The organism is Saccharothrix sp. DSM 118769 (assembly GCF_052936295.1).
This window is the reverse complement of sequence record NZ_CP193627.1, coordinates 4,176,656-4,201,869: the sequence shown is the minus strand read 5'-3', so window position 1 is coordinate 4,201,869 and position 25,214 is coordinate 4,176,656. Positions and strand designations below refer to the sequence as shown.

The 25,214-nt window shown below is 71.8% G+C and carries 20 protein-coding genes and 1 pseudogene; 10 read left to right on the top strand and 11 right to left on the bottom strand.

What is annotated here, in order from left to right; genetic code table 11:
- The first annotated feature begins 43 nt into the window (after positions 1 to 43).
- The 7 genes from ACRAKJ_RS18335 to ACRAKJ_RS18305 all read left to right on the top strand — a co-directional run bounded on the left by ACRAKJ_RS18335 (position 44) and on the right by ACRAKJ_RS18305 (position 12,505).
- The gene (locus ACRAKJ_RS18335; RefSeq protein ID WP_438920107.1) at positions 44 to 1,678 is read left to right on the top strand and encodes a protein kinase domain-containing protein; all 1,635 of its coding nucleotides are present in this window, start codon (positions 44 to 46) and stop codon (positions 1,676 to 1,678) included.
- Positions 1,671 to 3,488 carry an SPFH domain-containing protein gene (locus ACRAKJ_RS18330; RefSeq protein ID WP_438920108.1) on the top strand — a complete coding sequence of 606 codons (1,818 nt, stop codon included), beginning with the start codon at positions 1,671 to 1,673 and terminating at the stop codon, positions 3,486 to 3,488. Before ACRAKJ_RS18335 ends, ACRAKJ_RS18330 begins: the two co-directional genes overlap by 8 nt.
- A complete protein-coding gene (locus ACRAKJ_RS18325; protein WP_438920109.1) occupies positions 3,472 to 5,001 on the top strand; it encodes an Hsp70 family protein in 1,530 nt (509 codons plus the stop codon). Before ACRAKJ_RS18330 ends, ACRAKJ_RS18325 begins: the two co-directional genes overlap by 17 nt.
- Position 5,002: 1 nt before the next feature.
- Positions 5,003 to 7,552, top strand: coding sequence for a hypothetical protein (locus ACRAKJ_RS18320; protein ID WP_438920110.1), 2,550 nt, complete (start codon positions 5,003 to 5,005; stop codon positions 7,550 to 7,552).
- Between the two features lie 17 nt (positions 7,553 to 7,569).
- On the top strand, positions 7,570 to 8,580 hold the full coding sequence (locus tag ACRAKJ_RS18315) for a hypothetical protein (protein ID WP_438920111.1): 1,011 nt from the start codon (positions 7,570 to 7,572) through the stop codon (positions 8,578 to 8,580).
- Positions 8,577 to 10,067 (top strand): TRAFAC clade GTPase domain-containing protein, encoded by a 1,491-nt coding sequence (locus tag ACRAKJ_RS18310; protein WP_438920112.1) that lies wholly within the window; start codon positions 8,577 to 8,579, stop codon positions 10,065 to 10,067. Before ACRAKJ_RS18315 ends, ACRAKJ_RS18310 begins: the two co-directional genes overlap by 4 nt.
- Positions 10,068 to 10,375: 308 nt before the next feature.
- Positions 10,376 to 12,505: a tetratricopeptide repeat protein gene (locus ACRAKJ_RS18305; RefSeq protein ID WP_438920113.1), complete on the top strand. Its 2,130-nt coding sequence runs from the start codon at positions 10,376 to 10,378 to the stop codon at positions 12,503 to 12,505.
- Positions 12,506 to 12,532: 27 nt separating this feature from the next.
- On the opposite strand, the gene ACRAKJ_RS18300 is transcribed toward ACRAKJ_RS18305, so the two are convergent.
- Positions 12,533 to 13,630 carry a ThiF family adenylyltransferase gene (locus ACRAKJ_RS18300; protein ID WP_438920114.1) on the bottom strand — a complete coding sequence of 366 codons (1,098 nt, stop codon included), beginning with the start codon at positions 13,628 to 13,630 and terminating at the stop codon, positions 12,533 to 12,535.
- A 318-nt stretch (positions 13,631 to 13,948) separates the two neighbouring features.
- Positions 13,949 to 14,278, bottom strand: a complete 330-nt coding sequence (locus tag ACRAKJ_RS18295) for a hypothetical protein (RefSeq protein WP_438920115.1) — start codon at positions 14,276 to 14,278, stop codon at positions 13,949 to 13,951.
- Positions 14,279 to 15,062: 784 nt separating this feature from the next.
- Between ACRAKJ_RS18295 and ACRAKJ_RS18290 the strand changes: the two are divergent.
- Both ACRAKJ_RS18290 and ACRAKJ_RS18285 read left to right on the top strand, forming a co-directional pair.
- A pseudogene (locus tag ACRAKJ_RS18290) lies at positions 15,063 to 15,254 on the top strand (putative glycoside hydrolase); the annotation flags it as partial.
- A gap of 9 nt (positions 15,255 to 15,263) precedes the next feature.
- The gene (locus ACRAKJ_RS18285) at positions 15,264 to 15,494 is read left to right on the top strand and encodes a hypothetical protein (RefSeq protein ID WP_438920116.1); all 231 of its coding nucleotides are present in this window, start codon (positions 15,264 to 15,266) and stop codon (positions 15,492 to 15,494) included.
- Here the strand turns inward: ACRAKJ_RS18285 and ACRAKJ_RS18280 are convergent.
- Genes ACRAKJ_RS18280 through ACRAKJ_RS18270 form a run of 3 tightly spaced genes read right to left on the bottom strand, consistent with a single transcriptional unit; the run spans position 15,482 to position 18,884 of the window.
- Positions 15,482 to 16,939, bottom strand: a complete 1,458-nt coding sequence (locus ACRAKJ_RS18280) for an ATP-binding protein (RefSeq protein ID WP_438920117.1) — start codon at positions 16,937 to 16,939, stop codon at positions 15,482 to 15,484. The two genes, ACRAKJ_RS18285 and ACRAKJ_RS18280, sit on opposite strands and share 13 nt — an antisense overlap.
- On the bottom strand, positions 16,939 to 18,618 hold the full coding sequence (locus tag ACRAKJ_RS18275; protein WP_438920118.1) for an FAD-dependent oxidoreductase: 1,680 nt from the start codon (positions 18,616 to 18,618) through the stop codon (positions 16,939 to 16,941). Before ACRAKJ_RS18275 ends, ACRAKJ_RS18280 begins: the two co-directional genes overlap by 1 nt.
- A gap of 44 nt (positions 18,619 to 18,662) precedes the next feature.
- A complete protein-coding gene (locus tag ACRAKJ_RS18270) occupies positions 18,663 to 18,884 on the bottom strand; it encodes a hypothetical protein (RefSeq protein ID WP_438920119.1) in 222 nt (73 codons plus the stop codon).
- A gap of 154 nt (positions 18,885 to 19,038) precedes the next feature.
- Between ACRAKJ_RS18270 and ACRAKJ_RS18265 the strand changes: the two genes are divergently transcribed.
- On the top strand, positions 19,039 to 20,007 hold the full coding sequence (locus ACRAKJ_RS18265) for a CorA family divalent cation transporter (protein WP_438920120.1): 969 nt from the start codon (positions 19,039 to 19,041) through the stop codon (positions 20,005 to 20,007).
- Positions 20,008 to 20,017: 10 nt separating this feature from the next.
- Here the strand turns inward: ACRAKJ_RS18265 and ACRAKJ_RS18260 are convergent, their stop codons facing one another.
- The 6 genes from ACRAKJ_RS18260 to mtlA all read right to left on the bottom strand — a co-directional run bounded on the left by ACRAKJ_RS18260 (position 20,018) and on the right by mtlA (position 25,093).
- Complete coding sequence (locus tag ACRAKJ_RS18260; RefSeq protein WP_438920121.1) at positions 20,018 to 20,293, bottom strand: HPr family phosphocarrier protein; 276 nt, start codon at positions 20,291 to 20,293, stop codon at positions 20,018 to 20,020.
- Positions 20,294 to 20,338: 45 nt separating this feature from the next.
- Positions 20,339 to 22,072 (bottom strand): phosphoenolpyruvate--protein phosphotransferase, encoded by a 1,734-nt coding sequence (gene ptsP, locus ACRAKJ_RS18255; RefSeq protein ID WP_438920137.1) that lies wholly within the window; start codon positions 22,070 to 22,072, stop codon positions 20,339 to 20,341.
- Between the two features lie 68 nt (positions 22,073 to 22,140).
- Entirely contained in the window at positions 22,141 to 23,190 is a 1,050-nt protein-coding gene (locus ACRAKJ_RS18250) for a zinc-dependent dehydrogenase (RefSeq protein WP_438920122.1), read from the bottom strand.
- Positions 23,187 to 23,645, bottom strand: coding sequence for a PTS sugar transporter subunit IIA (locus ACRAKJ_RS18245; RefSeq protein ID WP_438920123.1), 459 nt, complete (start codon positions 23,643 to 23,645; stop codon positions 23,187 to 23,189). Before ACRAKJ_RS18245 ends, ACRAKJ_RS18250 begins: the two co-directional genes overlap by 4 nt.
- A complete protein-coding gene (locus ACRAKJ_RS18240) occupies positions 23,638 to 23,940 on the bottom strand; it encodes a PTS lactose transporter subunit IIB (RefSeq protein ID WP_438920124.1) in 303 nt (100 codons plus the stop codon). The genes ACRAKJ_RS18245 and ACRAKJ_RS18240 overlap by 8 nt, the downstream gene beginning before the upstream one ends.
- 40 nt (positions 23,941 to 23,980) lie before the next feature.
- Complete coding sequence (gene mtlA / locus ACRAKJ_RS18235; RefSeq protein ID WP_438920125.1) at positions 23,981 to 25,093, bottom strand: mannitol-specific PTS transporter subunit IIC; 1,113 nt, start codon at positions 25,091 to 25,093, stop codon at positions 23,981 to 23,983.
- Positions 25,094 to 25,214: the final 121 nt, after the last annotated feature.

Below are 25,214 nucleotides of genomic sequence, written 5' to 3'. Positions count from 1 at the left end.
GTGGCAGGCGTCGGGGGACGTTCGTGTGCCGGAAAGGTGACGAATGGTCATTGGGGAGTTCGAGGGGCTGAGGCCAGGCGATCCGCGACGCCTGGGACCCTACTGGGTTCGGGGCAGACTGGGATCAGGCGGGATGGGGACGGTGTACCTGGCGGAGTCGTCCGGAGAAAAGGTGGCCGTGAAGGTCATCCACTCGTCGCACGCGGCCGATCCCGTGTACCGCAAGCGGTTCACCCAGGAGATCGAGGCAGCACGGGCGGTGCGCTCGGAGTACACCGCCACGGTGGTCGACTCGCAAGTGGTGGGCGACCCGCTCTACGTGGCCACGGAGGTGGTCCGGGGACAGGCGCTCGACCGGTTGGCGGTACCCGGAAGGGGTCTCCCCGCCGAACGCGTCGTCTCGCTCGCCCGCGACACCGCACGGGCGCTGCGCGACATCCACCGGGAAGGGCTGATCCACCGCGATCTCAAGCCCTCCAACGTGATGGTCGGCGCGGTGCGCGCCGTGCTGATCGATTTCGGCATCGCGACCACCGTCGCCGACATCGGTCGCCTGACGAGCACCGGGAAGGTGATGGGAACCCTGCCTTACCAAGCCCCGGAACTGGTCAAAGGAGGCGGCACCGCGTCGGTGAAGTCCGACGTCTTCGCGTGGGGGTGCGTAGTCTTCTACGCCGCGACCGGGCGAGGGCCGTTCGGCGACGGCGCGGCGGGCGAGGTCATCCCGGCCATCCTCGGCGCGGACCCGGACCTGCGCGCGGTGCCGGGCGAGGTGCGCGAGATGGTGGGCCTGGCACTGTCGAAACGGGAACGGGACCGGCCGGACGCCGACGAGGTGGCCGCCGAACTGGAATCGGTGGCCGCGTCCGTGGTGGTCTGCAGTCCACCCCAGGATGGATACGCGATCCGGCTGCGGAAACTCCTGGCGGAGAACGGTTTCACCGTACGGACCTCCACCATTCCGGACACCCTCAACGGTGCCGGCGTGCTGCTGGTCCTGGACACCGACCGACCCACCCCGGAAACCGTCGACATGCGACTCGCCGCGGAACGGCTCAACATTCCCGTCCGGCGGATCGTCCTGGCCGGTCCGCGGCAGCCGGACGCTTTCCTCGACGCGCGTGCCAGCGCACTGCCCGGTCCAGCTCATCTCACGCAGCTGCGTGCCCTGGTGCGCACAGAGCCGCGAACGCACGACGCCACCAGCCCGGTGGACCGCACGGCGGCGCTCATCGCGGCGGTGCGCACCGCGCTGCGAGCGGGTGATCTCGTCACGGCCGACAGGCTGACCACCGACATGCTGCTCGCGGCAGCCGGGCGGACGGACGAGGGCTGGATGACCCGGTCCCACGTCAGTCACCTCGGTACCGCGTTCCTGCGCGAGTTCGCCGAGGTGTGGCAGGAGGAGACCGGCGGCAGGCACGGTTTCCGCGCCCAGCGGGCGCTGCTGCCGGAGAACTCGCGGAACAGGATGTTCACCCTGGCCCGCGCCTTCGGGTGGAGCCGTGAGGGCATCGTCTCCGACGACTACGAGACGTGGGTCGCCGACCGTGCGGACGTCCCCGGGTTCTTCCCGACACTGCGCCCACCCAAGCGCTCCTACGGCTGGTACGACAACTGGAGCATGACGGTCACCGCGGTGCACGACCGGATCAGTGAGGAGCGGCGCAGTGGGTGACGTCATCGGGTTCGTGGTGCCGGGGCTCGCCATCCTGGCCGGGCTGGGCTTCCTCGTGCTGGTCGTGCAGCAGGTCAAGCGGTCGATCCTGGACGTTCCGCTGGGCCAGTTCGTCGTCGTGACCCGCAAGTACAGCTCGTTCCGGCGCGCCGGTTCGCTCGCCAAGGCGGTGAACCGGCAGAGCAGGCTGCTGATCGGCGGTCGCATCTACTTCCGTCCACGTCGGCTCTACCTGGTGCACTTCCAGGACATGATCAGCATTCCGATGGACTCGATCGGGATCGTGCACGCCAAGATGGGCGGCTCGCTGGAGCACGGGCAACCCATCGCCCGGCACGTCCCGTGCGACCACTTCCAGGACTTCGAGACGTTCCTCGACGGAGGCGGGCAGCAAGGACCGCAGATCGAGATCCTGAACAGCGGCGGCCAGTACGCCATCCACCCGACCGTCTTCGACGTGAAGATCGTCAAACGCACCTACGTCCCGCTGAGGACCATCGGCGTCGTGGTGGCCAAGGTGGGCGAGATCATGCCGTACGGCCACACCCTCGCCCGGCACGTCGAGTGCAACTACTTCCAGGAGGGGGTGAAGTTCCTCGACGACGGTGGGCAGCAGGGACCGCAGCAGGCGCTGCTCCCCGGTGGCGGCAACTACGCCATCAACACCGACATGTTCAACGTCCTCACCGAGAACCACCTGGACCTCGAGACGGTCCCGCTGTCGCACCACTACCTGGAGCCGGAGGACCTGCGACTGGTGTCGGTGGAGAGCGAGGAGACCGGTGTCGTCATCGTCACCGAAGGCCTGCACCCGGTCAACGCCGCCGAACCCGCGCCGAAGATCGAGGGCCACGAGAGCTTCCAGTTCCCCTGGATCTTCCTGGCCAACGGCGGGCAGTTCGGTCCGCAGTCGGAGGTGCTCCCGGGCGGCTCCACCTACGCGATCAACCCGTTCTTCGCCCGCGTGGTGCGCATCCCCTCACGGGAACTGATCCTCTCCTGGGGGCGCAAGGACGTCAGCGCCGACCGCTACGACTCCGAACTGGACCTGATCGAGGTGACCCTGGACGGGTTCCACGTCTCGGTCGAACTCACCCAGACCTTCGCCATCCCGCCGGAGACCGCGCCGCACCTGGTCAAGCGGTTCGGCGAGGACGACGAGGAGCACGGCACCGCAGGCGTGCGCAAGTCGGCCGCGGTGCAGCGGCTGGTCACCCGCCTGCTCGGTGTGGTGGTCAAGGGCTACTTCAACGAGGTGTCCAACAGCCACCTCATCGAGGAGTTCATCAGCGATCAGAACCAGGTCCGCGCCGAGCTGAAAACCCTGGTCGAACAGGCGCTTCGGGAGCAGAACGTCTCCCCCAGGCTGACGACCATCGGGGCGATCAAGTTCCGGTCCGACGAGATGAACGAGGAGTTCCGGCACATCGCGAAGCTGCGGCAGCAGAGCAGGCAACTCGGCCAGCAACTGATCAACGCGGCGGTGGAGACGGACCTGAAGAGGGAGAGCATCAAGCAGGAGAAGCTGAAGCGGTCGGCGGAGCTCGAGGAGGACGTCCGCATCCTGGGTCGTGACCAGGTCGCGGCGGAGCGGATGGCCAGGATCGATGCGAGCCGCCAGGTCCCCCAGGTCCTCGTCGCGTCGAACGACCCCGGAATCCTCGACCTCCCCAGGCGGGTCCGTGGCGTCTCGCAGCGCGACGGACAGCTTCCCGTGTGGGTGCTGGACACCGCGGACGTGCAGCCGCGGCCGGCGCAGATCACCGAGGCCTACGAACGGAAAGAGGACGAGCATGACGACCGGCGCTGATCGTCCTCGCCTGGGAATCGACCTGGGCACGACCGCCACGTGCGTCTGCGTGGTGGACGGCAGCGGGAAGGTCAGGGTGCTGAGCAACCGGGAGGGCGGCGCGACCACCCCGTCGGCTGTGTACCTCGATGCGGACGGCACCGCTGTGGTGGGTGACCTCGCGCTCGACCAGCGCGCGCACGAGCCGGGGCGGGTGATCACCGAGATCAAGCGCGAGATCGGCGGCGACTACACCGTCGCGGTCCCCGGCGGGCACCTGCGGCCCGAGCAGATCTCAGCCCTCATCCTGCGGCAGGCCGTCGAGGACGCGCTCGAGGCGCTCGGCACCGCGGTGCCCGCCGATGGTCCGCTCGCCAGTGCCGTGGTCACGGTCCCCGCCTACTTCGGGACGGCGGAGCGGACGCGCACCCGTGAGGCAGGCCACATCGCGGGGCTGGACGTGCTCGACCTGGTCAACGAACCGACCGCGGCGGCGCTGGCCAGCGGCCTGCGCGGTACCCCGGCCGGGCGGGCGGTCCTCGTCTACGACCTCGGCGGCGGCACCTTCGACGTCACCGTCGTGCTCATGTTCCCCGACGAGGTCCGTGTCGTGGCGACCGGCGGGGACGCCCGTCTCGGCGGCGCCGACTGGGACCGGGTGCTCGTCGACCTCGTCCTCGACCAGTTGGGCGACCTCTCCGACGAGGAGGATCCTCGGACGTCGCCGCGACTGATGGCAGGTCTGCTCGGACGGGCGCAGGCGGTGAAGGTCGCGCTGTCGACCTCCACCGAGCAGCTGCTGACCCTGCGGACCGCGCAGGGCCGTGTGCACCGCATGGTGATCTCCCGCAACGACTACGAGACGGCCACCTCCGACCTGCTCGACCGGACCCTCGACTTCACCGCCGACCTCATCGAGCAGGCCCGCGCCGCCGGGGTGTCGACGATCGACGACGTCCTCCTGGTCGGCGGGATGTCACGCACGCCCGCCGTGGCGAGGAGGCTCGACGAAGCGTTCCCGCACCTGCCCACGCCCCGGCTCGCGGCCGATGCGGAACTGGTGGTCGCCAAGGGCGCCGCCCAGGTCGCCGCAGGCGAGTCCCGGAAGGTCGTGGACGTGACGTCCAAGGGCTACGGCGTGCTGATCATGCGCGATGCCGGTCGCCCCTCGCTCAGCAGCAGCACGATGCACTGGATCATCGTCCCGAACACCCCGCTGCCCACCAGCGGACGGCACACCTTGTGCACAGTGCGCGACGGGCAGACCGCGATGCGGGTCGCCGTGTACGAGTCCATGACGGATGTGCTGTCCGACGAGGAGGCCGACCACCTCCGGCTCGACGAGCGCACCCTGGAAGGGCTGCCGCGGGACGGCAGACGTGGTGACCCGGTCGAGCTCGACTTCTCCCTGGGCGTCGACGGAGTGCTGCGGATCGACGCCCACGCGGCCAACGGCGCGCGGCTGAGGATCGAAACCCAGGTCCGCGGCCGCGACACCGACACCGTCGCGCCACTGCCCGGCCTGCGGCGGTGACATGGCAGAGACGGACCTTCCCGGACTCCGTGAGGCCGATGTCCGCGCCTACCTCGACGACGTCATCACGCCGGTCGAGACGGGGTGGTCGCCCCACCGGAACCTGTTCCGGGTGTACCGGCTGCCCGCCGACTGCACCGCCGACGAGGTCGACTCGGCGCTGACCTCCATTCCGGAGCTGTGGGGCATGCCCGAACTGCGTGAGCGCACCCGGGCCGTGGAACGGCTGCGGCGCGGGCATCCGATCGCCGCGCGGATGTTGGGAGATCCGCGCGAGCGTTCGGTGCACCGGACCGCCGTAGCGGCGGAGCGCTCCGCCCTCGCCAAGGTGGTCGACCAGTTCCTGCGGTCCGCGCCGGGCATGCCCGGCGCCGCCGTTGCGGCCCTCGTCCGGCAGTCCGCGGGCCGTTGGAGCCGCCCGGACGTCCTGGCCGCGCTCGAACAGCACCGGGCGGTCGAGCGCGAGCCCGCGAGCCTCGACATCCCGCCGGACACGCCCCGGTCGCGCCGGATCACCGCCGCGCTGGACGACCTCGGGACCCCCAACCTGTGGGAGTACCTGACCAGGAACCTGTCGTCCGGCGGCCCGGACGTCCACGCCGACGCACTCCGGCGCAGACGCGCACATCTGCGGACCCGACGAGGAGCGGGTGTCGAGGCTGAGCTGACCGTGCTCAAGATCGTCGAACAAGCGCTGGTCGAGCCCGACGGGCTGAGCCCGCTGCTGCGCCACGAGTTCCTCACCGAACTGTCGGTGGCCGTGCTGCTGGGCTATCAGGAGGTCAGCTTCCTCGCCGCAGCCGACCCGCAGCGGAGCGTCGCGAGCGGTCTCCCCCGCGACCCCGACACGCTCGCCTACGCCGTCTGGTGCCGACGCACGCACCGATCCGACTGGGAGTCCGATTACCGGCAAGCCGTCGCCGACGGCAGGCTGCACGCCGCGCTCGTGGTGCTGTCGAGCAGGCGGCTGACCGGGGACTGGGAGCGGGTCCGAGACGCGCTGGCCGCGACCGTGGACCGGTTGACCGCCGATCTCGCGGCTGCCCGTGAACTGGAGGACACCGCGCCGGAGGACGCGGCGGCCCGCTACCTGGCAGTTGGTCGGGAGCTGACCGACCCCGCGATCAAGTCGGGCCTGCGCCGCTGTCCGGCCACCGCACCCGCCGAGGTGTCCGCGCGCGCACATCACGACGCCGTCGTCATCACGTGGCGGAAGTCGACATCCACTGCGGGTCAGCTGACCTACCGGGTCAGCCGGGGCGGGACGGTGATCGCCCACGACACCGACGCCTTGGTGCTGTCCGACGTGCCGCCCTTCGGGGTGCGGACGTCCTACACGGTGCAGACTTTGAGGAACGGTGTCCCTGGCGGGATGGCGCACAGCAGGGAGGTCGTGCTGACGCCGGAGGTGCTGGACCTGGCGGTCGAGTCGACGATGCTGTCGGTGCACGGCCGCTGGCGGTTGCCTCCCGGAGCTGTCGGGGCATCGGTGAGCAGGATCGCGCCGTCGGGCGACACCGCGGAGATCGCCACGCGCGACGGGACCGGGTTCGACGACACCGCCGTGGTGCCCGGTGTGCAGTACCGCTACCTCGTGCGCGCCCGCTATCCCGGCCGGGCCGGCAAGCCCGAGGACAGCGCGGGCTTGACGGTCCACGGCGAGTGTCCGGGGAACCCGCGCCAGGTCGACGACCTGCAGGCCAGCCTTTCAGGCGACACTGTGGAGTTGACCTGGACCAGGCACAGCGGTACTCCGCTGGTGGTCCGCGTCCCGCACGACGGGGTCGCGCCCGCGCCACAGGTCCTCGCCGCCGCCGACGCGGTGGTCGCGGGCCGGGTGGTCGCGGTCAGCGACACGGGCCGGGCGTCGGTCCCGCTGGCGGACCTGGCAGGGCAGCGGGTGCTCGTGCCGGTCACGGTGTCCGGCCCGCTCGCCGCCATCGGCCCGGCGACGCGGGTGACTGCGACACTGGAACCGGTCACCGGCCTGCACGCCAGGCGATTCGGCCCACAGGTGGTGCTGACGTGGCAGTGGCCGATGTGGGCCACCGATGTGCGGGTGGTCTGGCGGGTGGACGGGCCGCCCACCGGGCCGCTGGACCCGCAGGCCACCGCGGTCGAGATCAGCAGGTCCGCGTACGCGGGCCGCGGCGCGCGGATCACCGCGACCCTGCCCGGCGAGCACTGGTTCGGGGTGTCGGTCGTGGACTCCGGCCGATTCGGGCCGATGGTCACGGTGTGCTCGACGCGGCTGCGCGAGGTGCACTACAGCGTCCGGCGCGCGGCCTGGTGGCGACGGGGCGAACTGCTGGTCACCGTGCACGATCCGGGATTCACCCCCGACATCGCGGTCGTCGCCAAGTCCGGGTCGCGTCCGCTGGCACCCGAGGACGGTGTCGAGGTCCTGCGGCTGCCTGCCCCCGGCCCGCCCGAGCCCGTCCGGTTCCGGGTGCCGCGCCACCTGCGGCGGCCGGTGTTCCTGCGCGCGTTCTCCCTGGACGAGACGGTCGAGCTCGCCCACCCCGCCCCGCACTTCCTGGTCGTGCCCTGACCCGAGAGGAGACCGCTGTGCGTGCTCCGACCTGGAACGTCCCGGCCCGGCGCGTCCCGGCCTGCCCCTACTGCCACACCCGGACGCCAGGGATGGCGTACCTGAGGCAGTGCGCCTCGCGCTGCGGCGAGACCGCGATCGAATTCCCGGTGTCCGTCGCGCGCAAGGGCAAGTGCCCGCACGGACGTGCTCCGAAGGCCCGCCGGGTGTGCCCGGCCTGTGGGCAGGCCGTGCCGCGCGAGTACGTCGAGGGCCGCCCGAAGGTGGTCGCCGTGCTCGGGACGACGGGAGCCGGTAAGAGCACCTGGTTGGCGTCGGTCATCCGGCGGGTCGCGAAAGGGCACCTGGACGACCGCTTCCCCGGGATGTCCCTCGACGTGCTCGGTGAGAAGAGCAGGCTGCGGCACGAGCGAGATCGCGTGCTGGTCGCCGAAACCGTCCTGCACCGCACCACCGGCCCCGAGCCGCTGCTGGTCAGCCTGCGCGTCCGACCTCGGGGGCGGGCCGTGGTGATCGCGTTCTACGACAGCGCCGACGGGACCGCGGGGAACCTGGCGCACGCCGACGGCCTCGTCCTGGCCGTCGAGCCCGGGGCCGTGCCCGGCGACGCGGGGATCGCCGGGCTGGCCGAGTCCATGCGCTCAGCGCGCGGCCTGCGCCCCCGCACCCGGATCAGCCTGCCCCTGGCCGTTGTGCTGACCAAACTGGACACCGTGTGGGACATGGTCGACCCCGGGTCGCCGCTGTTGCGACCCGTGCCCCGGACAGGCGGCTACGCGGTGTCCGACGGGGTGGACGTCCACCACGAAACCACTGCCTGGCTCTACCGCTGGAACAGGACGGACCTCATCCGAGGTGCCCACACCGCCTTCCGCCGCCACCGATACTTCGCTGCGACAGCGCTCGGCGACCGAGCGGACGGCAGTCGGGAACCGGTGCCCTACCGGGTGGAGGACCCGCTGCTGTGGCTGCTCGCCGAGTTCGGCGCGATACCGACCTTCCGGGGTGAGGAGAGGACGACCTCGTGATCGCCCGACTCCTCCTCTACCTGCTGCTGGCCGTGTTCATGCTCGTGATCACCGGGCCGGTCCTCGCCGCCGCGGTCGCGTTCAGCCTCACGTTGGCGCTGGTCGCCGTCATCCGGGAAGCACTCGACTGCCTCGGCGTCCGGGCGAACACCGAGCACCTGGCGCTGGACACGCTGCCCGATCCAGCCGACCGGCGGTACCTGTCCGGCCCGGCTCTGCGCGACCACCGGCGCCTCGGCGTCGCCTGCTTCGCAGCGCTGCACCAGCGCGTGTTGGCCCAGTTAGACGAGGGCTTCGCGGGCAACGGGCTTCGGCGGGTGCGCCCGGTCCAGGAGTCCCAGGTCACCACAGGCTCGCCCATGGTGCCGTTCTTCGCGTTCGTAGGGCGCATCGGGATCGCCATCGGCTACACCATCGCGCTCGTCCTGCTGGCCACCACCTGGTTGGTGCAGCTGGTGTTCCTCACCGCCGCGGTAACGGGTTTCCGCCTCCTCGCCGGCACGTTGTGGCTGTTCGAGGCGGTTTCCCTGGTGCTGAGGGGAATCACGACGGAGTGCCCCCGCTGCCACACCCGACTCGCCCGCCCGATGTTCGTCTGCCCCTGCGGTCGCGAGCACCACGCGCTCGTCCCGGGCGCGCAGGGCGTGTTCCTCCGCACCTGCCGGTGCGGCCAGGACCTGCCCACACTGCTGCTCACCGGCAAACGCGGTCTCTCCCCGCGGTGTGGCGGCTGCGGCGCCTCCCTTCCCTCCCCGACCCAGACGATGCCCACGCGTCACGTCCCGGTGGTCGGCGGTACCGGCGCCGGGAAGTCGGTGTTCCTGCACAGCGCGGTCGCCTGCATGAGGTCCGGTCACGACGCCGTCCCCGCGGACCCCTTCACCGACAGCAGACTGGCCGAAACCGGCGCCCTCCTCGCCAACGGGCTCTTCCCGCCGCGCACGCCGGTGAGCCAACCTGTCTCGCACACCCTGCGGGTGCGCAACCGGCTCCTGCACCTCTACGACGCGGCAGGGGAGATCGTGCAGGACGCCGACCGCATCGCCGACTCCGCCTTCCTCGCCCTCAGCGACGGCGTGGTCCTCGTCGTCGACCCGCTCGCACTTCCCGCCGTTCGCGCCCGCGCCGACCCCGATGTCCTCGCCGCCTCCCGCACGTCCGGCACCGACCCCAAGACCGTCCTCGACCTGCTCACCGAAACCCTCACCGAGTACGACACCGCCACACCGCGCCGCATCGCAGTCGTCGTCACCAAGGGCGACACCCTCCCCTGCTCCACCCATCCCTACGCCACTCGCCCACCGGACCGCCCCGCCGCAGTCCGCGCGTGGCTCATCGCCCACGGCCACGCCGACCTCGTCCACTCCGCGGAACACCACTTCCCCCACGTCCGCTACTTCGTGGTCACCTACCTCATTACCTCCACCGATCCCCACGACGACCCGGCCGCCCCCATCCACTGGCTGTTGACGGGAAGCACCCCATGACCTCGTCGACCGACCGCGGCCGCGCCGTGGCCCGCGTCCTCCTGCTCTTGTCCGCCCTCGCTTCGATCGGCTTGCTGACCCTCGTCTGCACGGCCTTCTTCTGACGACGAACACCGCCCGGGCGTGGGTACGCCTAGAGGCCTCGACGCCGGGTGTCGCCTGAGATCACCCTGCTGTGCTCTTCGCACAATCAGCGACAGAGCCACTCGTCGACAAGCCCGCCCCCGCTGGGGCGTGACTCAGCCGACGGAGTGATGTATCGGTCAGAGGGCACTTTCCTGGCGGTGTTGCGGCCAGACTTGGAACTCATGGTCGATGGTGGTGTCAGCAACGACATGGGCGGCACGATCCACGGGGTGTCGGTGCAGGCGGGCCGGATCGATCAGGTGGTGCTGCCGCCCTCTACGGAAGCCGTGGTGGCGCCGCAACAACTGCCGGCCGCGGTTCCCGATTTCTGCGGACGTGACGCCCAGGTCGCCGCTCTCGACGCCCTGCTCGCGGGATCGGAGCCGAATGCCGGCGGCGGGGCGGTGGTCGTGGCGTTGGACGGTTCGGCCGGGGTGGGGAAGTCGACGTTGGCGGTGTGGTGGGCGCACCGCGTCCAGGACCGTTTCCCCGGTGGCACGTTGTTCGTGAACCTGCGCGGCTACGGCCCGAGCGCACCGCTGTCCCCGCACGTGGTACTGACGGACTTCCTGACCGCGCTCGGTGTCGCGGAGCGGCGGATTCCCGAGGGCGTGGAGGCGCAGGGCGCGTTGTTCCGGTCGTTGGCGGCGGCCCGGCGGGTATTGGTCGTGTTGGACAACGCCGGATCCGCCGAACAGGTACGTCCGTTGTTGCCCGGCGCGGCGGGGTCGCTGGCGTTGGTGACCAGTCGCGGCGCGCTGTCGGAGTTGGTGGTGCTGGAGGCGGTCCGGCGGATCGCGGTGGACGTGTTGGACGCCGTGGACGCCGTGCGCTTGGTGGAGGGGGTCGTGGGTGCGGCCCGGACCGGCGCGGAACCCGACGCGGTCGCGGAACTGGTGGGGGTGTGCGCGCGGTTGCCGTTGGCGGTGCGGGTGGCGGCGACGCGGGTGGCGTCGCGTCCGTTCCTGTCGGTGGCCGACGTGGTGGAGGAGATCCGGGAGGAGCAGCGGGGCATCATCGGGCTGGACGGGTCGTGGCGGGGGTCGGGTGGGGTGCGATCGGTGTTCGACTGGTCCTACGCCCGGCTCGACCCGGTGCACACGCGGGTGTTCAGATTGGTGGGGTTGCACCCGGTGCCGGAGTTCGGGGCGCACGCCGTCGCCGCCCTGGCCGCGCTGGACCTCCGTTCCGCGATGCGTGCGCTGGAGGAGTTGGCGGAGCAGCACCTGATCGAGCCGGTGGACCGCCGGCGGTATCGGATGCACGACCTGTTGCACGACTACGCCGCGCTGCGCGCCGAGCTGGACGAGGTCCCGGCGGGGCGGGAGGAGGCGGTGACGCGCCTGGCGGGTTGGTACGCCGGTGTCGCGGTGGCGGCGGACCGGTGGCTGTTCCCGCGGGCGACATCGGTGCCGATGCCGGTGGAGGCGCGGGACGTCTCGGCCCTCGTGGCGGATCGGGAGCAGGCGGTGGGGTGGTTGCGTCGGGAACGGACGGTGTTGTCGGCGGTGCAGCGGATGGCCGTGGAGCGGAACCTGCATCCGGTGGTGGTGGCGTTGGGTGTGGCGTCGCGTCATCTGTGGTCGGGCCCGCAGGCGTGGTGGTCCGAGGGTGCGGAGGCGGTGTCGCGGGGCGTGGACGCCGCGATGGCGTCGGGGAACGTCCCGGCCGAGGTGCTGTTGCGGGATCTGAAGGGGCACAGCCACCGGGGTACGGGGGAGTTCGAGGCGGCCGAGGCGGAGTACCGGACCGTGCAGGGAGTCGCGGAGCGCACGGGGAACCCCGACTGGCATCAGTGGGCGTTGTCCGGGCTCGCAAGCCTGCGGCGGACGCAGGGGCGCCTAGAGGAGGCCGACGGGTTCTACCGGGCCTCGTGGGAGATCGCCGTGCGGGTGGGCGACGAGGTGGCCGAGGCGATGGTGCTGGGCAACCTGTCCGGGGTCGCCGCGGCGCGCGGCAGGTTCGACGAGGCATTGGACTACGCGCAGCGGGCCTGGGAATGGCGCAGCCGCAACGGCGACGTGTTGACGATCGCCTACGGCCGGCACCAGTCGGCGACGGCGTGGCAGGGACTGGGCGGGCACGACATGGCGATCGGGCTGTGGGAGCAGGTCGTGGACGTCTACGCCACGCACGAGGACAGGAAACCGCAGCTGGCCGCGGTGCTGGAGGCGATGGCCGGGTCGCTGGCCGCCACCGGCCGGCCGGTCGTCGCCGCGGACCGGTTGCGGCGGGCCGCCGGGATCCTGTCGGATCTCGGCGACCCGCGCGCCGGTCATCTCCTGCACCGGGCCGACGACCTCTCCCGCTGACCCACCGGGGCCGGGTGGAGCGGTGGTTCACGCCGTGGTGGAGCCGCAGGCGGGGCAATCCGGGTCCGGGTCCTCGTGGTCGTCCTCGGCGTGCCGCAGGGTGACCAGGTTGTAGGTGAGCCACCGGCCGGCCCGCAGCCGGGGGACGCCGGTGATCAGGCTCATCACGGCGTGCGCGGACAACAGCCCGGCGATCCCGGCCGACACCGCGTTCACCGCGTGCACCTCGTCCTCCCGGGTGTCACCGGTCCGGAACGCGACCGGAGCGGTAGTACGCGCCCGCGCAGCGGAGCGCCCGCACTCCCGGCACCGGCCCTGGCCGGGCACGAACACGCCGACGCTCACACGGGCTCCGCGGTAGCCGCCGTCGACCCAGGCGGTGCCGGTGTCCAGGCACGCCCGGTTGGTCCACGACCGGATCGTGCGCGGGGTATCGGCGCCCATCAGCAGCACGTCGCACCCGGTCGCCAACTGCCGCAGCACCTCGACACCACCCATGGTGGTCCGTTCACCGGTGACTTCGACTTCACCGTTGTGCCGCCGCAACGCCTCGATGGCGGCGTCGATCTTGGGGCGGCCCAGGTCGTGTTCGGTGTAGAGGACCTGCCGGTTGAGGTTGGACAGCTCCACCACGTCCGGTTCGACCAGGTGCAGCGCGCCGATTCCGGACTGGGTTAAGGCGAGGGCAGCGGTGCTGCCGACCCCTCCGACACCGACGATCGTGACCCGCGCCTGCCGCAGCGCCAGCTGTGCGTGCCAGCTCGTGGCACGGGGGGTCGTGTCCATCGACCGCCATAATGCCCGGCCCCGACCGTACCGTTCGAGATCGGCGTCGGTCAGGCCCTCGGGGGCCGGCTCGTCGGCGTCCTCCAGGTAGCCGGCGGCGACCAGCGTGTCGATGGCCGCGCGGACCGTGTCGGACGGCTCGTGGGGGTGGTGGTGGACCAGGTCGGCGACCGCCTGGTCCACCGTGCGGGACCCGTCGAGGAGGGTGAGGAGCGCCCACACCGTGCCGTCCGGGTCCGGGATCGTCGCGGCGACCCCCGGCAGAGGACCACCGATCCGCACCAGACCCTCATCGAGACGGACCGGCCGGTGCTCGTACTTGATACGCGGACGCGACATCGCACCTCATCCTCTCCACACGTGTCAGCCGTTGATGTTGCTGTCGGGATCGGTGCCGCCGAACTCCCGCGTCACCGGAATCAAAATGATGATCATGCCCTCACCTCCGTCCCTGCCGATCGAGGCGGAACAGGGCGGGAAGGGGCAGACACGGACGCGGCGGCTGCGCCTCGTCCGGCGGCGGGATGTGGAACCGGAGCGGGTTCACCCTGGTCCTCCTCTCCTGTAGCGGCCGGCGGATCGTCGGCCGAGAAGAGGATGCGGCGCACCCCGGGACAGAACCGGAGACAGCCAGGGGGACAAGACCGGGACAACGACTCACCCGAACGGGTGGTCTTGTATCCGCCGTGCCGTGGACCTGTCCGGCAACACCGGTTCCTTCCCGGCCAAGACGGGCGTCACGTAACCGACCTTTGCAGTGAGTGGTTCGAGATGTCGCCGGTCAGGCAGTGAGGTTGTGGAGTCGTGCGATCCGGGGGCGGTGTCGCGCAGGGTGTGGGCGGCGCGGCGGCAGCCACGCAGGATGGTCCAGTTTTTCATGCGGGTCAGGGCATGTTCGGCGCGGGCGCTGCGGTGGACGGTCTTGAGGTCTTCCTGCCAGTCGACGAGTTCACTGTTGTCGTGGGATTTGCAGTAGGGCGTGATCACCTCTGGGGTGCCCTGGTAGTCGCCGTCGGCCGTGACGGGTCGCTCCTAGAGCACGTCGGCGATGCCGAGTCGCGGTAGACCGTGCGGTAGTTGCGGCTGCTCGGTTGCGGCTCGCCGATGGCGGTCACCAGGTGGCCATCGGCGCCGATAGCCACCTGCCCGCAGCAGCGATACGGATTTGCACAGGACTCCCCTTCGGGCCGCATGCGGCCACATACGAGACCCGAACGAATCGAATAAAAACGCATACCACTTCCTATAAACTCACTGGTCACAAAATGTCTTCCCCGCGCAAGCGGGGGTGGTCCGGTGCCGCCCCAGTCGGCGGACGTCCACAGCAAGTCTTCCCCGCGCGAGCGGGGATGGTCCGGCGCGCGCCTCGGTCGAGTACCCATGGCCACAGGTAAGCCGCTACCAAGTCCGGCCCTCGGCAGTTCATTCGTGCCCCTCGGAGCGGATGCCGGAATTCGCTCCCTTGTCCGGTCAGGATGTACGCGGAACGCCCTTGGGAGACGCGCTACGGGGATGTGCCCTTTTGGTCAGGCCGGCGTCGTCGCCGCTCAATTGCCGTCGTAATCCTCTACCTTCGCCGCGAAGGGTGGGACGGGTCCCACGTCTGGACGCTCGGCAGGGCGTGAACGTCACTCCCATAAGCGATGACGTGCTGGTCAAGGAGGCGAAGCGGCGCAGCTACGTGGTGTTCAACGCGCGGGAGGGGGATCTCGACGCGAAGTTCAAGGCGGTGAACCCGGCGATTTCCACCTTCGTGTAGAAAGACCTTTCCTCGACCTGTTCCTACGCGTGCCGCGACGGTATCGACGACCGGCAATTTCCGGCCGGCGTGGGATATTACGACGCGAACCGGAACCACCCCGGGTGGTTTCTCACCGACGCCTCCGGGAAGTGGTTCGAGTACAGCGGGTACCCGGGCCACTGGCAGATGGATGTGGGCGACCCCCGGAACCAGCGCGCGTGAGCCGACGCCGTGGACGCGGCGAGCAGGGCGGCCGGGTTCGACGGCGTCTTCATGGACAACGCGCTGTTCCCCTGCGACGCCTACCACGAGGGCCGGTGCCCGGCGGAGTACCCGACCGGCGGCTACGGCGACGCCTTGCCGTGGCACGCCGAGTACGACTGGGACTTGGGCGCGCCCACCGGCGCGTACCGGGCATCTACCGGACCCAGGGCGGCACGGCCGTCACGTCAGTGGCGCTGAACGGCACCTCCGGCAGCGTCCTGCGCAAGGCGTGCTGACAGCGGCAACCGGACGGTGAAGCGGGTGTCACCGGGCTCGGACCGGACGTCGATGTCGCCGCGGTGGTGGTCCACCACGATGCGCCACGAGATGTCCAGGCCGAGCCCGGTGCCCTCGCCGACCTCCTTGGTGGTGAAGAACGGCTCGAAGATGCGCCCCACCACCTCGGGCGCGATGCCGGTGCCGGTGTCGCCGATCTCCACCACGAGGTGGTCGGCGTCGCGGTAGGTGCGCACGGTGAGCGTGCCCCGCCCGCCCATCGCGGCGACCGCGTTGTCCACCAGGTTGGTCCACACCTGGTTCAGCTCGCCCGCGTAGGCGGTCAGCGGCGGCAGCGACCGGTCGTAGTCCTTCACCACCTCGACGCCGTCGCGCAGCTTCGCGCCGAGCATGACGAGCGTCGAGTCGAGCAGCTCGTGCACGTCGACCACCCGGAACGGGGCCCGGTCGACCTGCGAGTAGTCGCGCGCCGCGCCGACCAGGGTGGACACCCTGGTGGTGGCCTCCTCGATCTCGTTCATCAGGGTCTCGGTCTCGACGGTGTAGGCGAGCCACCGCACGGCCGCCTCGGTCGCCGTGGTCGGGCACTCGGCGGCGGCCCGGTCCAGCCACTCGACGTCCAGGCCGCCCGCGACGAGCACGGGCGCCAGGTCCCAGCCGCCGGCGATGCCGCGGTCGGCGAGCCAGTCGGCGACCTCGTCCTCCAGGTCGGCGGCCTCCATCGGCCCCAGCTCGACCGCCTTCGCCACCCGCTCCACGGCGCTCTCCTGGAGCTTGACCAGCACCGGCAGCGCCTGCGGGTCGAGCTTGCCCGCCGACAGCAGCGCCAGCTTGTGCCGCATTCCGGCGACCCGCCCGCGCAGCGCCGACGTGGCCCGCACGGCCGCCGCCGCCGGGTTGTTCAGCTCGTGCGTCAGGCCCGCCGACAGCGCGCCCAGCGCGAGCAGCCGTTCGCGTTGGCTCACGATGCGCTGGGTGTTCTGGATGCCGAAGAACAGGCCCTCCAGCAGGTGCACGGCCATCGGGAACCACTCGCGGAAGATCGCGCCGAACTCGTCGGCGGGCAGCTGGTACACCCGCACGTCGGTGATCGCGTCCGCGGTCATCTGGTAGGTCCCGGGCAGCGGCGCCTCCGCGCCCACGTACGCCTGGGTCGCGCCGAAGTACGACCCGCGGTGGTCGGTGCGGTTGGTCTCCACGCGCTGCCCGCCGATCACCCGGCTGAGCGCGACCGTGCCGTCCAGCAGCACGAAGAAGCACGTCGCGGGCTCGCCCTCGCGGATCACCCGCTCACCGGCCGCGTGCGTCTCGACCTGCCCGTGGGCCACCAGCCAGGCCAGCTGCCCCTCCGACAGGTGCTCGAACAGGAACAGCCCGCGCAGGTCCCCGACCGCCAGGTTCTCCATCAGGACCTCTCCAGGTAGCGGTGGACCAGCGACACGGCCATCGCCCCGTCGCCCACGGCGGACGCGACCCGCTTGACCGAGTCCGCGCGCACGTCGCCCGCCACGAACACGCCCGGCAGGCTGGTCTCCAGGTGGTACGGCGGCCGGTCGAGCTCCCAGCCCGCAGGCGGCCGGCCGTCCGCCACCAGGTCGGGCCCGGCGAGCACGAACCCGCGCTCGTCGCGCTCCAGCGTGCCGGCGAGCCAGTCGGTGTGCGGCGCGGCACCGATGAACGCGAACAACCACGACGCGGGCACGGTCGTCGTCTCGCCGGTCTTGTTGTGCAGCAGCGTGATGCTCTCCAGGTGCCGCTCCCCCGTGCCGCCGACGACCTCGGTGCAGGTGCGCACCTCGATGTTGTCCACCCGGGCCAGCTGCTCGACCAGGTAGTGCGACATGGACCGGGCGAGCGAGTCGCCGCGCACCAGCAGCACGACGCGGCGCGCGTGCCGGGCGAAGTACAGCGCCGCCTGGCCCGCCGAGTTCGCGCCGCCGACGAGGTACACGTCCTGCCCCGCGCACGACGGGCCCTCCGTGGTGGCCGCGCCGTAGAACACGCCGCGACCGGTCAGCGGGCCCAGGCCCGGCGCGTCGAGCACCCGGTAGGACACGCCGGTGGCGAGCACGACGGTGTGCGCGGCCAGCTCGGTGCCGTCGCCCAGCCGCACCACGCGGGCCGAGCCGCGCCGGTCGAGCGCGACCACGTCGCACGCGGTCAGCACCTCCACCTCGAACTTCAGCGCCTGCCGCCGCGCGCGTTCGGTGAGCTGCTCGCCGGACACGCCGTCGGGGAAGCCCAGGTAGTTCTCGATGCGGCTGCTGGTGCCCGCCTGGCCGCCGGTCGCGCGGCGCTCGACGAGGACCGTGCGCAGGCCCTCGGACCCGCCGTACACCGCCGCGCCGAGGCCGGCCGGGCCGCCGCCGACCACGATCAGGTCGTAGAAGTCGGTGGACGGCCGGGTGGTGAGGCCGACGCGGTCGGCCAGCTCGGCGTCCGACGGCTCCACCATCGGTTCACCCGCGGGTGTGATGACCACGGGCAGCCGGGAGCCGTCCTGCCCGGCCGCGGCGAGCAGCCTGCCCGACTCCGGGTCGGCGTCGTCCACGGCGTGCCAGCGGAACGGCACCGAGTTGCGGGCCAGGAAGTCGCGCACCTCGTAGGAGCGGGCGGACCAGCGGTGCCCCAGCACCCGCACCTGCCGCGCCGGGCGCCGGTCGGTGGCCCCCCAGGCCGACAGCAGCTCGTCCAGCACCGGGTACAGCTTCTCCTCCGGCGGGTTCCACGGCTTGAGCAGGTAGTGGTCGAGGTCCACGACGTTGATGGCGCGGATCGCCGCGTCGGTGTCGGCGTAGGCGGTGAGCAGCACCCGCCGCGCGGCGGGGAAGAGGTCCATCGCCTCCTCCAGGAACTCCAGGCCGCTCATGCCGGGCATCCGGTAGTCGGCGAGCAGGACGGCGACCTCCTCGCCGCGCAGCTTGATCTCGGCCAGCGCCTCCAGCGCCCGCGCCCCGGACTCCGCCCGCACGACCCGGTAGTGCTCCCCGTACTTGCGGCGCAGGTCACGTGCGACCGACCGGGACACGCCGGGGTCGTCGTCCACGGTCAGGATCGAGGGCTTCGAGACCTGAGGTGTCGTCATGTCCACGGTGAATGCTCCCACACGCGGCGGGGCCGGACCGGGGGTCAGGTCGGGAAGATCCAGTAGAGGTCCCACCGGGAGTTCTTCGGGTCGCACGCGTACTCGTCCACGTCCCAGGGGCGGTTCTCCTCGACGTAGTCGTGGCACGCCTCCTCCGTGGTGAAGGTGGTGACGTACTGCCAGTAGTCCATGTCCGCGGCCCGCGCCGGACCGGCCGGCACCAGCGCGGCGACAGCGGCGACGGCCGCGAGGACGAGTGCTCGCACGATTCGGCTCCCTCGGTCGGAAAACGCTTTCCACGCGGCGGTGGCCTGATTCCAGCACATCCCGGGGCGCGCGGACAACAGCGGACCGGGTGGCGGCCCCCGCCCGCGCCGGCCTGATCGGCTGACCGGGCGGGTGCCGCCTAGGCTCGGGGGCGTGCCGAACACCCGCCTGTACCGCAACGGTGTCCTGGAGGCCGAGGGGTTCCCCGTCGAGGAGGTGCCCGACTGCCTCGCCGACGACGTGGTGGTGTGGGTGGACCTGTGCGGCCCGTCGCGCGCGGAGCTGGCGGGCCTGGCCCGCGCCCTGGGGCTGCACGAGCTGGCCGTCGAGGACGCCCTTCAGGAGCACGAGCGGCCCAAGTGCCACATCTACGACACGCACGCCTTCCTCACCGCTTACGCGGTGCGGCTGGACCGCGCCACCGGCCGCCTCGCGACCTCCGAGGTCGACGCGTTCGTCACGGCCAAGGCGCTGGTCACCGTCCGCGCCGACGACCGGTTCGACATCGCCGCCGTCACCGACCGCTGGGACGGTTCGGCGCACCTGGCGACCAGTGGCGTCGGGTTCCTCGTGCACGGCCTGCTGGACGTCGTCGTGGACGGCCACTTCGACGCCGTGCAGGCGCTGGACGACCACATCGAGCACCTGGAGGACCTGGTGTTCTCCGAGCGGCCGAGCAACCACGACGTGCAGAAGCGGTCGTTGGCGATGCGCCGCTCCCTGGTGACGCTGCGCCGCGTCGTGCTGCCCATGCGCGAGGTGGTCAACACCCTCGTGCGGCGCGACCAGGACGTCGTGGACGCCACCATGGCCCCGTACTTCCAGGACGTGTACGACCACGTGCTGCGCGCCTCGGAGTGGACCGAGTCGCTGCGCGACCTGGTGGCGACGATCCGCGACACCCAGCTCAACATCCAGGGCAACCGGCTGAACCTGGTCATGAAGAAGGTGACGGGGTGGGCGGCGATCCTCGCCGTCCCCACCGCCGTCACCGGCTTCTACGGCCAGAACGTCCCGTACCCGGGCTACGACCAGCCGTGGGGCTTCTGGGTGTCCACGGCGGTGGTGGTCGTGCTGTCGGTCGGCCTCTACGTCTCGTTCAAGCGCCGCGACTGGCTCTGAACCCCGGCCGTCAGACGCCGGCGGCGTCGAGGTCGGTCGCCAGCAGGTCGGCGACCTCGGCCAGCGCGGCGTCCGCGCCGTCGCCCTCGGCGGTCAGCACGACCTCCTCGCCGCCCTTCACGCCCAGCGACATGACGGCGAGGATGCTGGCCGCGTCGACCAGGGCGTCCTCGCTGCGCCCGATGCGGACCTTGGCGCCCTGCTTGCGCGCCGCCTCGACGAGGAGCTTCGCGGGGCGGGCGTGCAGGCCGACGGGGGAACCGATGGTGACTCGCGTGCTGGGCAACTCTGCCTCCTGGTCGCGGTGGTGGGCCGGGGGTCCTCGACGCCCTCAGCCGAGGGGCGTCGGGTTCTCGGGGCGGGTCACGGCGGTCGCCCCGCCCGGGTCGAGGGCGAGGGCGCGCGCGGTGGTCGGGTCGGGCGCGCGGCGGACGCGGTCGGCCAGGTCGGCGCACTCGGCGAGGGTGCGTTCGCGCAGCGCCGCCCGGACGGCGGGCACGGCGGGCGCGGACATGGACAGGCTGGTCACGCCGAGGCCGACCAGGACCGGCGCGAGGCCGGGGTCGCCCGCCGCCTCGCCGCACACGCCCACCGGTTTGCCCGCCGCGCGCCCGGCGTCGGCGACGAGCGCCACCAGGTCGAGCAGGGCGGGCTGCCACGGGTCGAGCAGGGCGCCCAGCTCGCCGAGCACCCGGTCCGCGCCGAACGCGTACTGGGACAGGTCGTTGGTGCCGAGGCTGACGAAGTCCACCTCGGCGAGGACGTCGGCGGCGCGCAGCGCGGCGGCCGGGATCTCGATCATCACGCCGACGTTCGGCAGCCCGGCCGCGCGGGCGAGTTCCGCGAACGCGCGGGCCTCGGCGGCGGTCGCGATCATGGGCGCCATCACGCGGACGTCGGTCCCGTGGTCGGCGGCGGCGTCGGCGATGGCGCCGAGCTGGTCGGCCAGCAGCTCGGGCTTGCGCCACGACACGCGGTAGCCGCGCACGCCCAGGGCCGGGTTGGGCTCGTCCTCGGCGTTGGCGAACGGCAGCGGCTTGTCGGCGCCCGCGTCGAGCGTGCGCACGACCACCGGCCGCGTGCCGAAGGTCTTGAACACCTCGCCGTAGGCGCGGCGCTGCTCCTCGCGGGACGGCGCGTCGGCGCGGTCGAGGAAGAGGAACTCGGTGCGGAACAGGCCGACGCCCTCGGCGTCCGCGTCGCCGTCGGTCGCGCCGCCGACGTTGAGCAGCAGCTTCACCGGGTGGCCGTCGGCCGTGGCGCCGGGGCCGCGGTACCGGGCCAGCGCGGCCTGCCGCTCGGCGGCGTCCTGTGCCACCCGGGCCGCGGCGTCGTCGTCGGGGGACGTGACGACGACGCCGCGGGTGCCGTCCACGACCACGCGGTCGCCGTCGACGAGCGAGTCGGCGTCCGCGCAGCCCACCACGGCGGGGATGCCCAGGGCGCGGGCGAGGATGGCGGTGTGGCTGGTCGGCCCGCCCTTGGAGGTGACGATCGCCAGCACCTTGGTCGGGTCGAGGGTGACCGTGTCGGCGGGCGCGAGGTCCACGCCGACCAGCACGAACGGCTCGTCGCGCACCGGGATGCCGGGTGTCGGCACGCCCAGCAGCACGGCGATGGCCCGGTCGCGCAGGTCGGCGAGGTCGCCGGTGCGCTCGGCGAGGTACCCGCCGAGCGCGGCCAGCGCGTCCAGGTGGACGCCGAACGCGTCGTGCACGGCCCAGGCCGCCGGACGCCCCTGCTCGACGGCGGCGCGGATGCCGTCGACGAGGGCGGGGTCGTCCGCCATGGCGATCTGGGTGTCGAGGATGTCGCGGGCCTCGCCGGTCAGGCCGGCGGCCCGTTCGCCCAGGTCCGCGACCACCGCGCCGAGCGCGGCCACGGCCGCGTCGACCTCGTCCCGCGCCGGGCCCGGCGCGGGCACCTCGGCGGGCAGTCGCGGTGCGGCGGCGGGCCTGGCCACCACGCCCACCGCCTGCCCGGGGCTCGCCGGGTTGCCGACCAGCTCCCGCGACGCGACCGGCTCCACCGGCTTCCCGGCGGCCTGGTCCCCGGCCGCCTGCACCTCAGCCACCTGCGACAACTCCGCGCCTCCCTCGTCCTCGTCGACCGTTCGTGCGGGGCGGTGCCCGATCAGTCCGCTGCGGGCTCGATCGTCACCTTGATGGCGGTGCCGCTCGCCACGACGTCGATGGCCTCCAGCACCTTCTCCAGCGGCAGGTGGTGGGTGATCAGGTCGGCCACCGGCACGGCGCCCGTCGCGATCAGCTCCAGCGCCTTCTTGTTGTGGTCGGGGCTCGACCCGTTCGCGCCGACGATCGTCAGCTCGCGGTAGTGCACGAGGTTCGAGTCGCACGCGATGATCGGGTTGTCCTTCGGCAGGCCGCCGAAGAAGCTGATCCGGCCGCGGCGGGCGACCATCTTGAGGGCGTCCTCCTGCGTCTTGCCCGCCGCCGACGCGGTGATCACCACGTCCGCGCCGCGCCCGCCGGTCAGGTCCAGCACCGCCTGGATCGGGTCGACCTCGGCCGCGCAGATCGCCGCGTCCGGCTTGACCAGCTCGGCGGCCATGTCGAGCCGGCCGCGGTTGAGCTCCACCAGGTACACGTTCTCCGCGCCGCGGGCGCGGGCGAGCCGCACGTGCAGGCAGCCGATCGGGCCGGCGCCGACGACCACGACCGTGTCGCCGTCACCGATGCGGGCCAGTTCCTGGCCGTTGAGCACGCACGCCAGCGGCTCGGCCACCGACGCCTCGGCGAAGCTCACGCCGTCCGGGATGCGGTTGACGCCGTCCACCTTGAGCACGTTCGCCGGCACGATCATGTACTCGGCGAAGCCACCCTCGAAGTGGTAGCCCATCGACAGCTGGTTGGGGCAGATGGTCATCCACCCGCGCAGGCAGTCGGGGCACTCGCCGCAGGGGATGGCGGCGATGACCTGGACCCGGTCCCCCGCGGCCCAGCCGGACACCTCCGAGCCCACCTCCACGACCTCGCCGGCGATCTCGTGACCGATCACCCGCGGCGGGTCGATGTGGTGGTGGCCGTGCCGGAAGATCTTCAGGTCCGTCCCGCACGTCGAGGTGTTGCGCACCCGCAGCTTCAGCTCACCCGGGCCCGCGGTGGGCTCGGGCATGTCCTCGATGCGGATGTCGCCGGGCGCGTAGAACCGGGCCACCTTCACTGCGTGTTCTCCTCGTCGTTCTCGATGTCCACCGTCCGCAGGATGCGCAGGACGGTGTCGGCGTCCGGTGCCCCGCGCAGCTCGGCCGCGCGCTCCGGGTCCATCAGCACGTGGGCCAGGGCGGACAGGATGCCGACCTGCTCGGTGCCCTTGGCGGCGATGCCGACGCACATGCGCACGTCCTCGCCGCCCCAGTCGACCCCGTCGGGGAACTGGAGCACCACCAGCGAGGAGCGGCGGACGTGGGCCCGCGACGCGTCCGTGCCGTGCGGGATGGCCACGCCCTCGCCGATGTAGGTCGACACGGAGGCTTCGCGCTCGTGCATCGCGGTCAGGTACTCCGGGTCGACCGCGCCGATCTCCAGCAGCGCGGCGCCGACCTGGTCGATGGCCGAGTCCCGGTCCGCGGCGGACCGGCCCAGCCGGACCGCCTCGGCGGTCAGCAGCTCAGCCAAGCTCCCCACCGTCCCGGATGGCGGCTTCCACGCGGTCGAACGCCGGGTCGCCCAGGAAGTTCTGGAACCCGATGACGACCGCGCCCGACGTGTTCTTCTGCGCCCGGGCCAGCAGGCCCTGCTGGCACAGCACGACCTGCGCGTCGGCCGGGATCTCGTTGACCGGGCTGTGCTGCACGGTCACCTTGTACGGCTTGAGGCGCTTGGCGAGCTGCGACGCCACCATCACGCTGCTGCCCATGCCCGCGTCGCAGGCGATGACCACCTTGGTGATGTCCTTGCCCTGGATGCTCATGTCGATCTCCTCTCGTGCGGTGTCCCCGGGATGGTGCAGGTCAGGCCGAGACCGCGCCACCGCTGGTGACCTGCTGCTCGCGCTCCTCGCGGCGGGCGTCCCGACCGAACTTCAGCAGGGCCGCGGCGACCACGAACGCCACCACCGCGGCGGCCAGCACGCCGGCGATGACGCCGAAGTGCCCGCCCTTGGGCGTGACGGCCATCAGGGCGATGATGCTGCCCGGCGACGGCGTCGCGACCAGGCCCGCGTCGAAGACGCTGAACGTGAGCACGCCGGCCGCGCCGCCCGCGATCACCGAGAGGAGCAGCTTCGGGGTCGCGAGGATGTACGGGAAGTAGATCTCGTGGATGCCGCCGAGGAACTGGATGACGATGGCGCCGGGGGCGGTGGCGCGGGCCGCGCGGGGGCCGAAGACGCTCAGCGCGGCGAGCACGCCCAGGCCGGGGCCGGGGTTGGACTCGATGAGGAAGTGGATCGCCTTGCCGTTCTCCAGCGCCTCGGCCACGCCCAGGGGGCTCAGCACGCCGTGGTTGATGGCGTTGTTGAGGAACAGGATCTTGGCGGGTTCGACGATGACCGACACGAGGGGCAGCACGCCGACGTCGAGCAGCCACTGCACGCCGTTGCCGAGCGCCTTGGTGATGCCCTCGACGACCGGGCCGATGGAGAACAGGCTGCCCACGGCGAGGGCGCCGCCGATGATGCCGGCGCTGAAGTTGTCGACGAGCATCTTGAAGCCGGGCGCGACCTTCACGCCGACCTTCTCGTCCCACAGCTTGATCAGGAGGCCGCCGAGCGGGCCCACGATCATGGCGCCGAGGAACATCGGGATCTCCGCGCCGATGATCACGCCGAACGTGGCGATCGCGCCGACCACCGCGCCGCGCTGGCCGTGGACCAGCCGGCCGCCGGTGTAGCCGATGAGGGTCGGCAGCAGGAACTTGATCATCGGATCGACGAGTTCGCCGATCGTCGCGTTGGGCACCCACCCGCTGGGGATGAACATCGCGGTGATCAGGCCCCACGCGATGAACGCGCCGATGTTGGGCATGACCATGGCGGCGAGGTGCCCGCCGAATCGCTGGATGCCGACCCGCGCGCGCTGGCCGCGGGATTGCGTGTCAGGGGCCTGGGTGTCGTTGCTCGTCATCGTTGACACTTCCACTACGCGATTAGGGACTCTGACTGGGTAGGCGCCGTCGCTGGTGCTGCGGCGGGACCGGGCGGCAGTGCCCGGTGTCGACGACCGGCGGGTGCCGCCGGAGCGGACG

Coding starts and splice junctions, on each gene's coding strand:
- ACRAKJ_RS18335 (WP_438920107.1), top strand. CDS start 44: ATGGTCATTGGGGAGTTCGAGGGGCTGAGGCCAGGCGATCCGCGACGC.
- ACRAKJ_RS18325 (WP_438920109.1), top strand. CDS start 3,472: ATGACGACCGGCGCTGATCGTCCTCGCCTGGGAATCGACCTGGGCACG.
- ACRAKJ_RS18275 (WP_438920118.1), bottom strand. CDS start 18,618: ATGACGACACCTCAGGTCTCGAAGCCCTCGATCCTGACCGTGGACGAC.
- ACRAKJ_RS18240 (WP_438920124.1), bottom strand. CDS start 23,940: ATGAGCATCCAGGGCAAGGACATCACCAAGGTGGTCATCGCCTGCGAC.
- ACRAKJ_RS18280 (WP_438920117.1), bottom strand. CDS start 16,939: ATGGAGAACCTGGCGGTCGGGGACCTGCGCGGGCTGTTCCTGTTCGAG.
- ACRAKJ_RS18305 (WP_438920113.1), top strand. CDS start 10,376: ATGGTCGATGGTGGTGTCAGCAACGACATGGGCGGCACGATCCACGGG.
- ACRAKJ_RS18300 (WP_438920114.1), bottom strand. CDS start 13,630: ATGTCGCGTCCGCGTATCAAGTACGAGCACCGGCCGGTCCGTCTCGAT.
- ACRAKJ_RS18320 (WP_438920110.1), top strand. CDS start 5,003: ATGGCAGAGACGGACCTTCCCGGACTCCGTGAGGCCGATGTCCGCGCC.
- mtlA (WP_438920125.1), bottom strand. CDS start 25,093: ATGACGAGCAACGACACCCAGGCCCCTGACACGCAATCCCGCGGCCAG.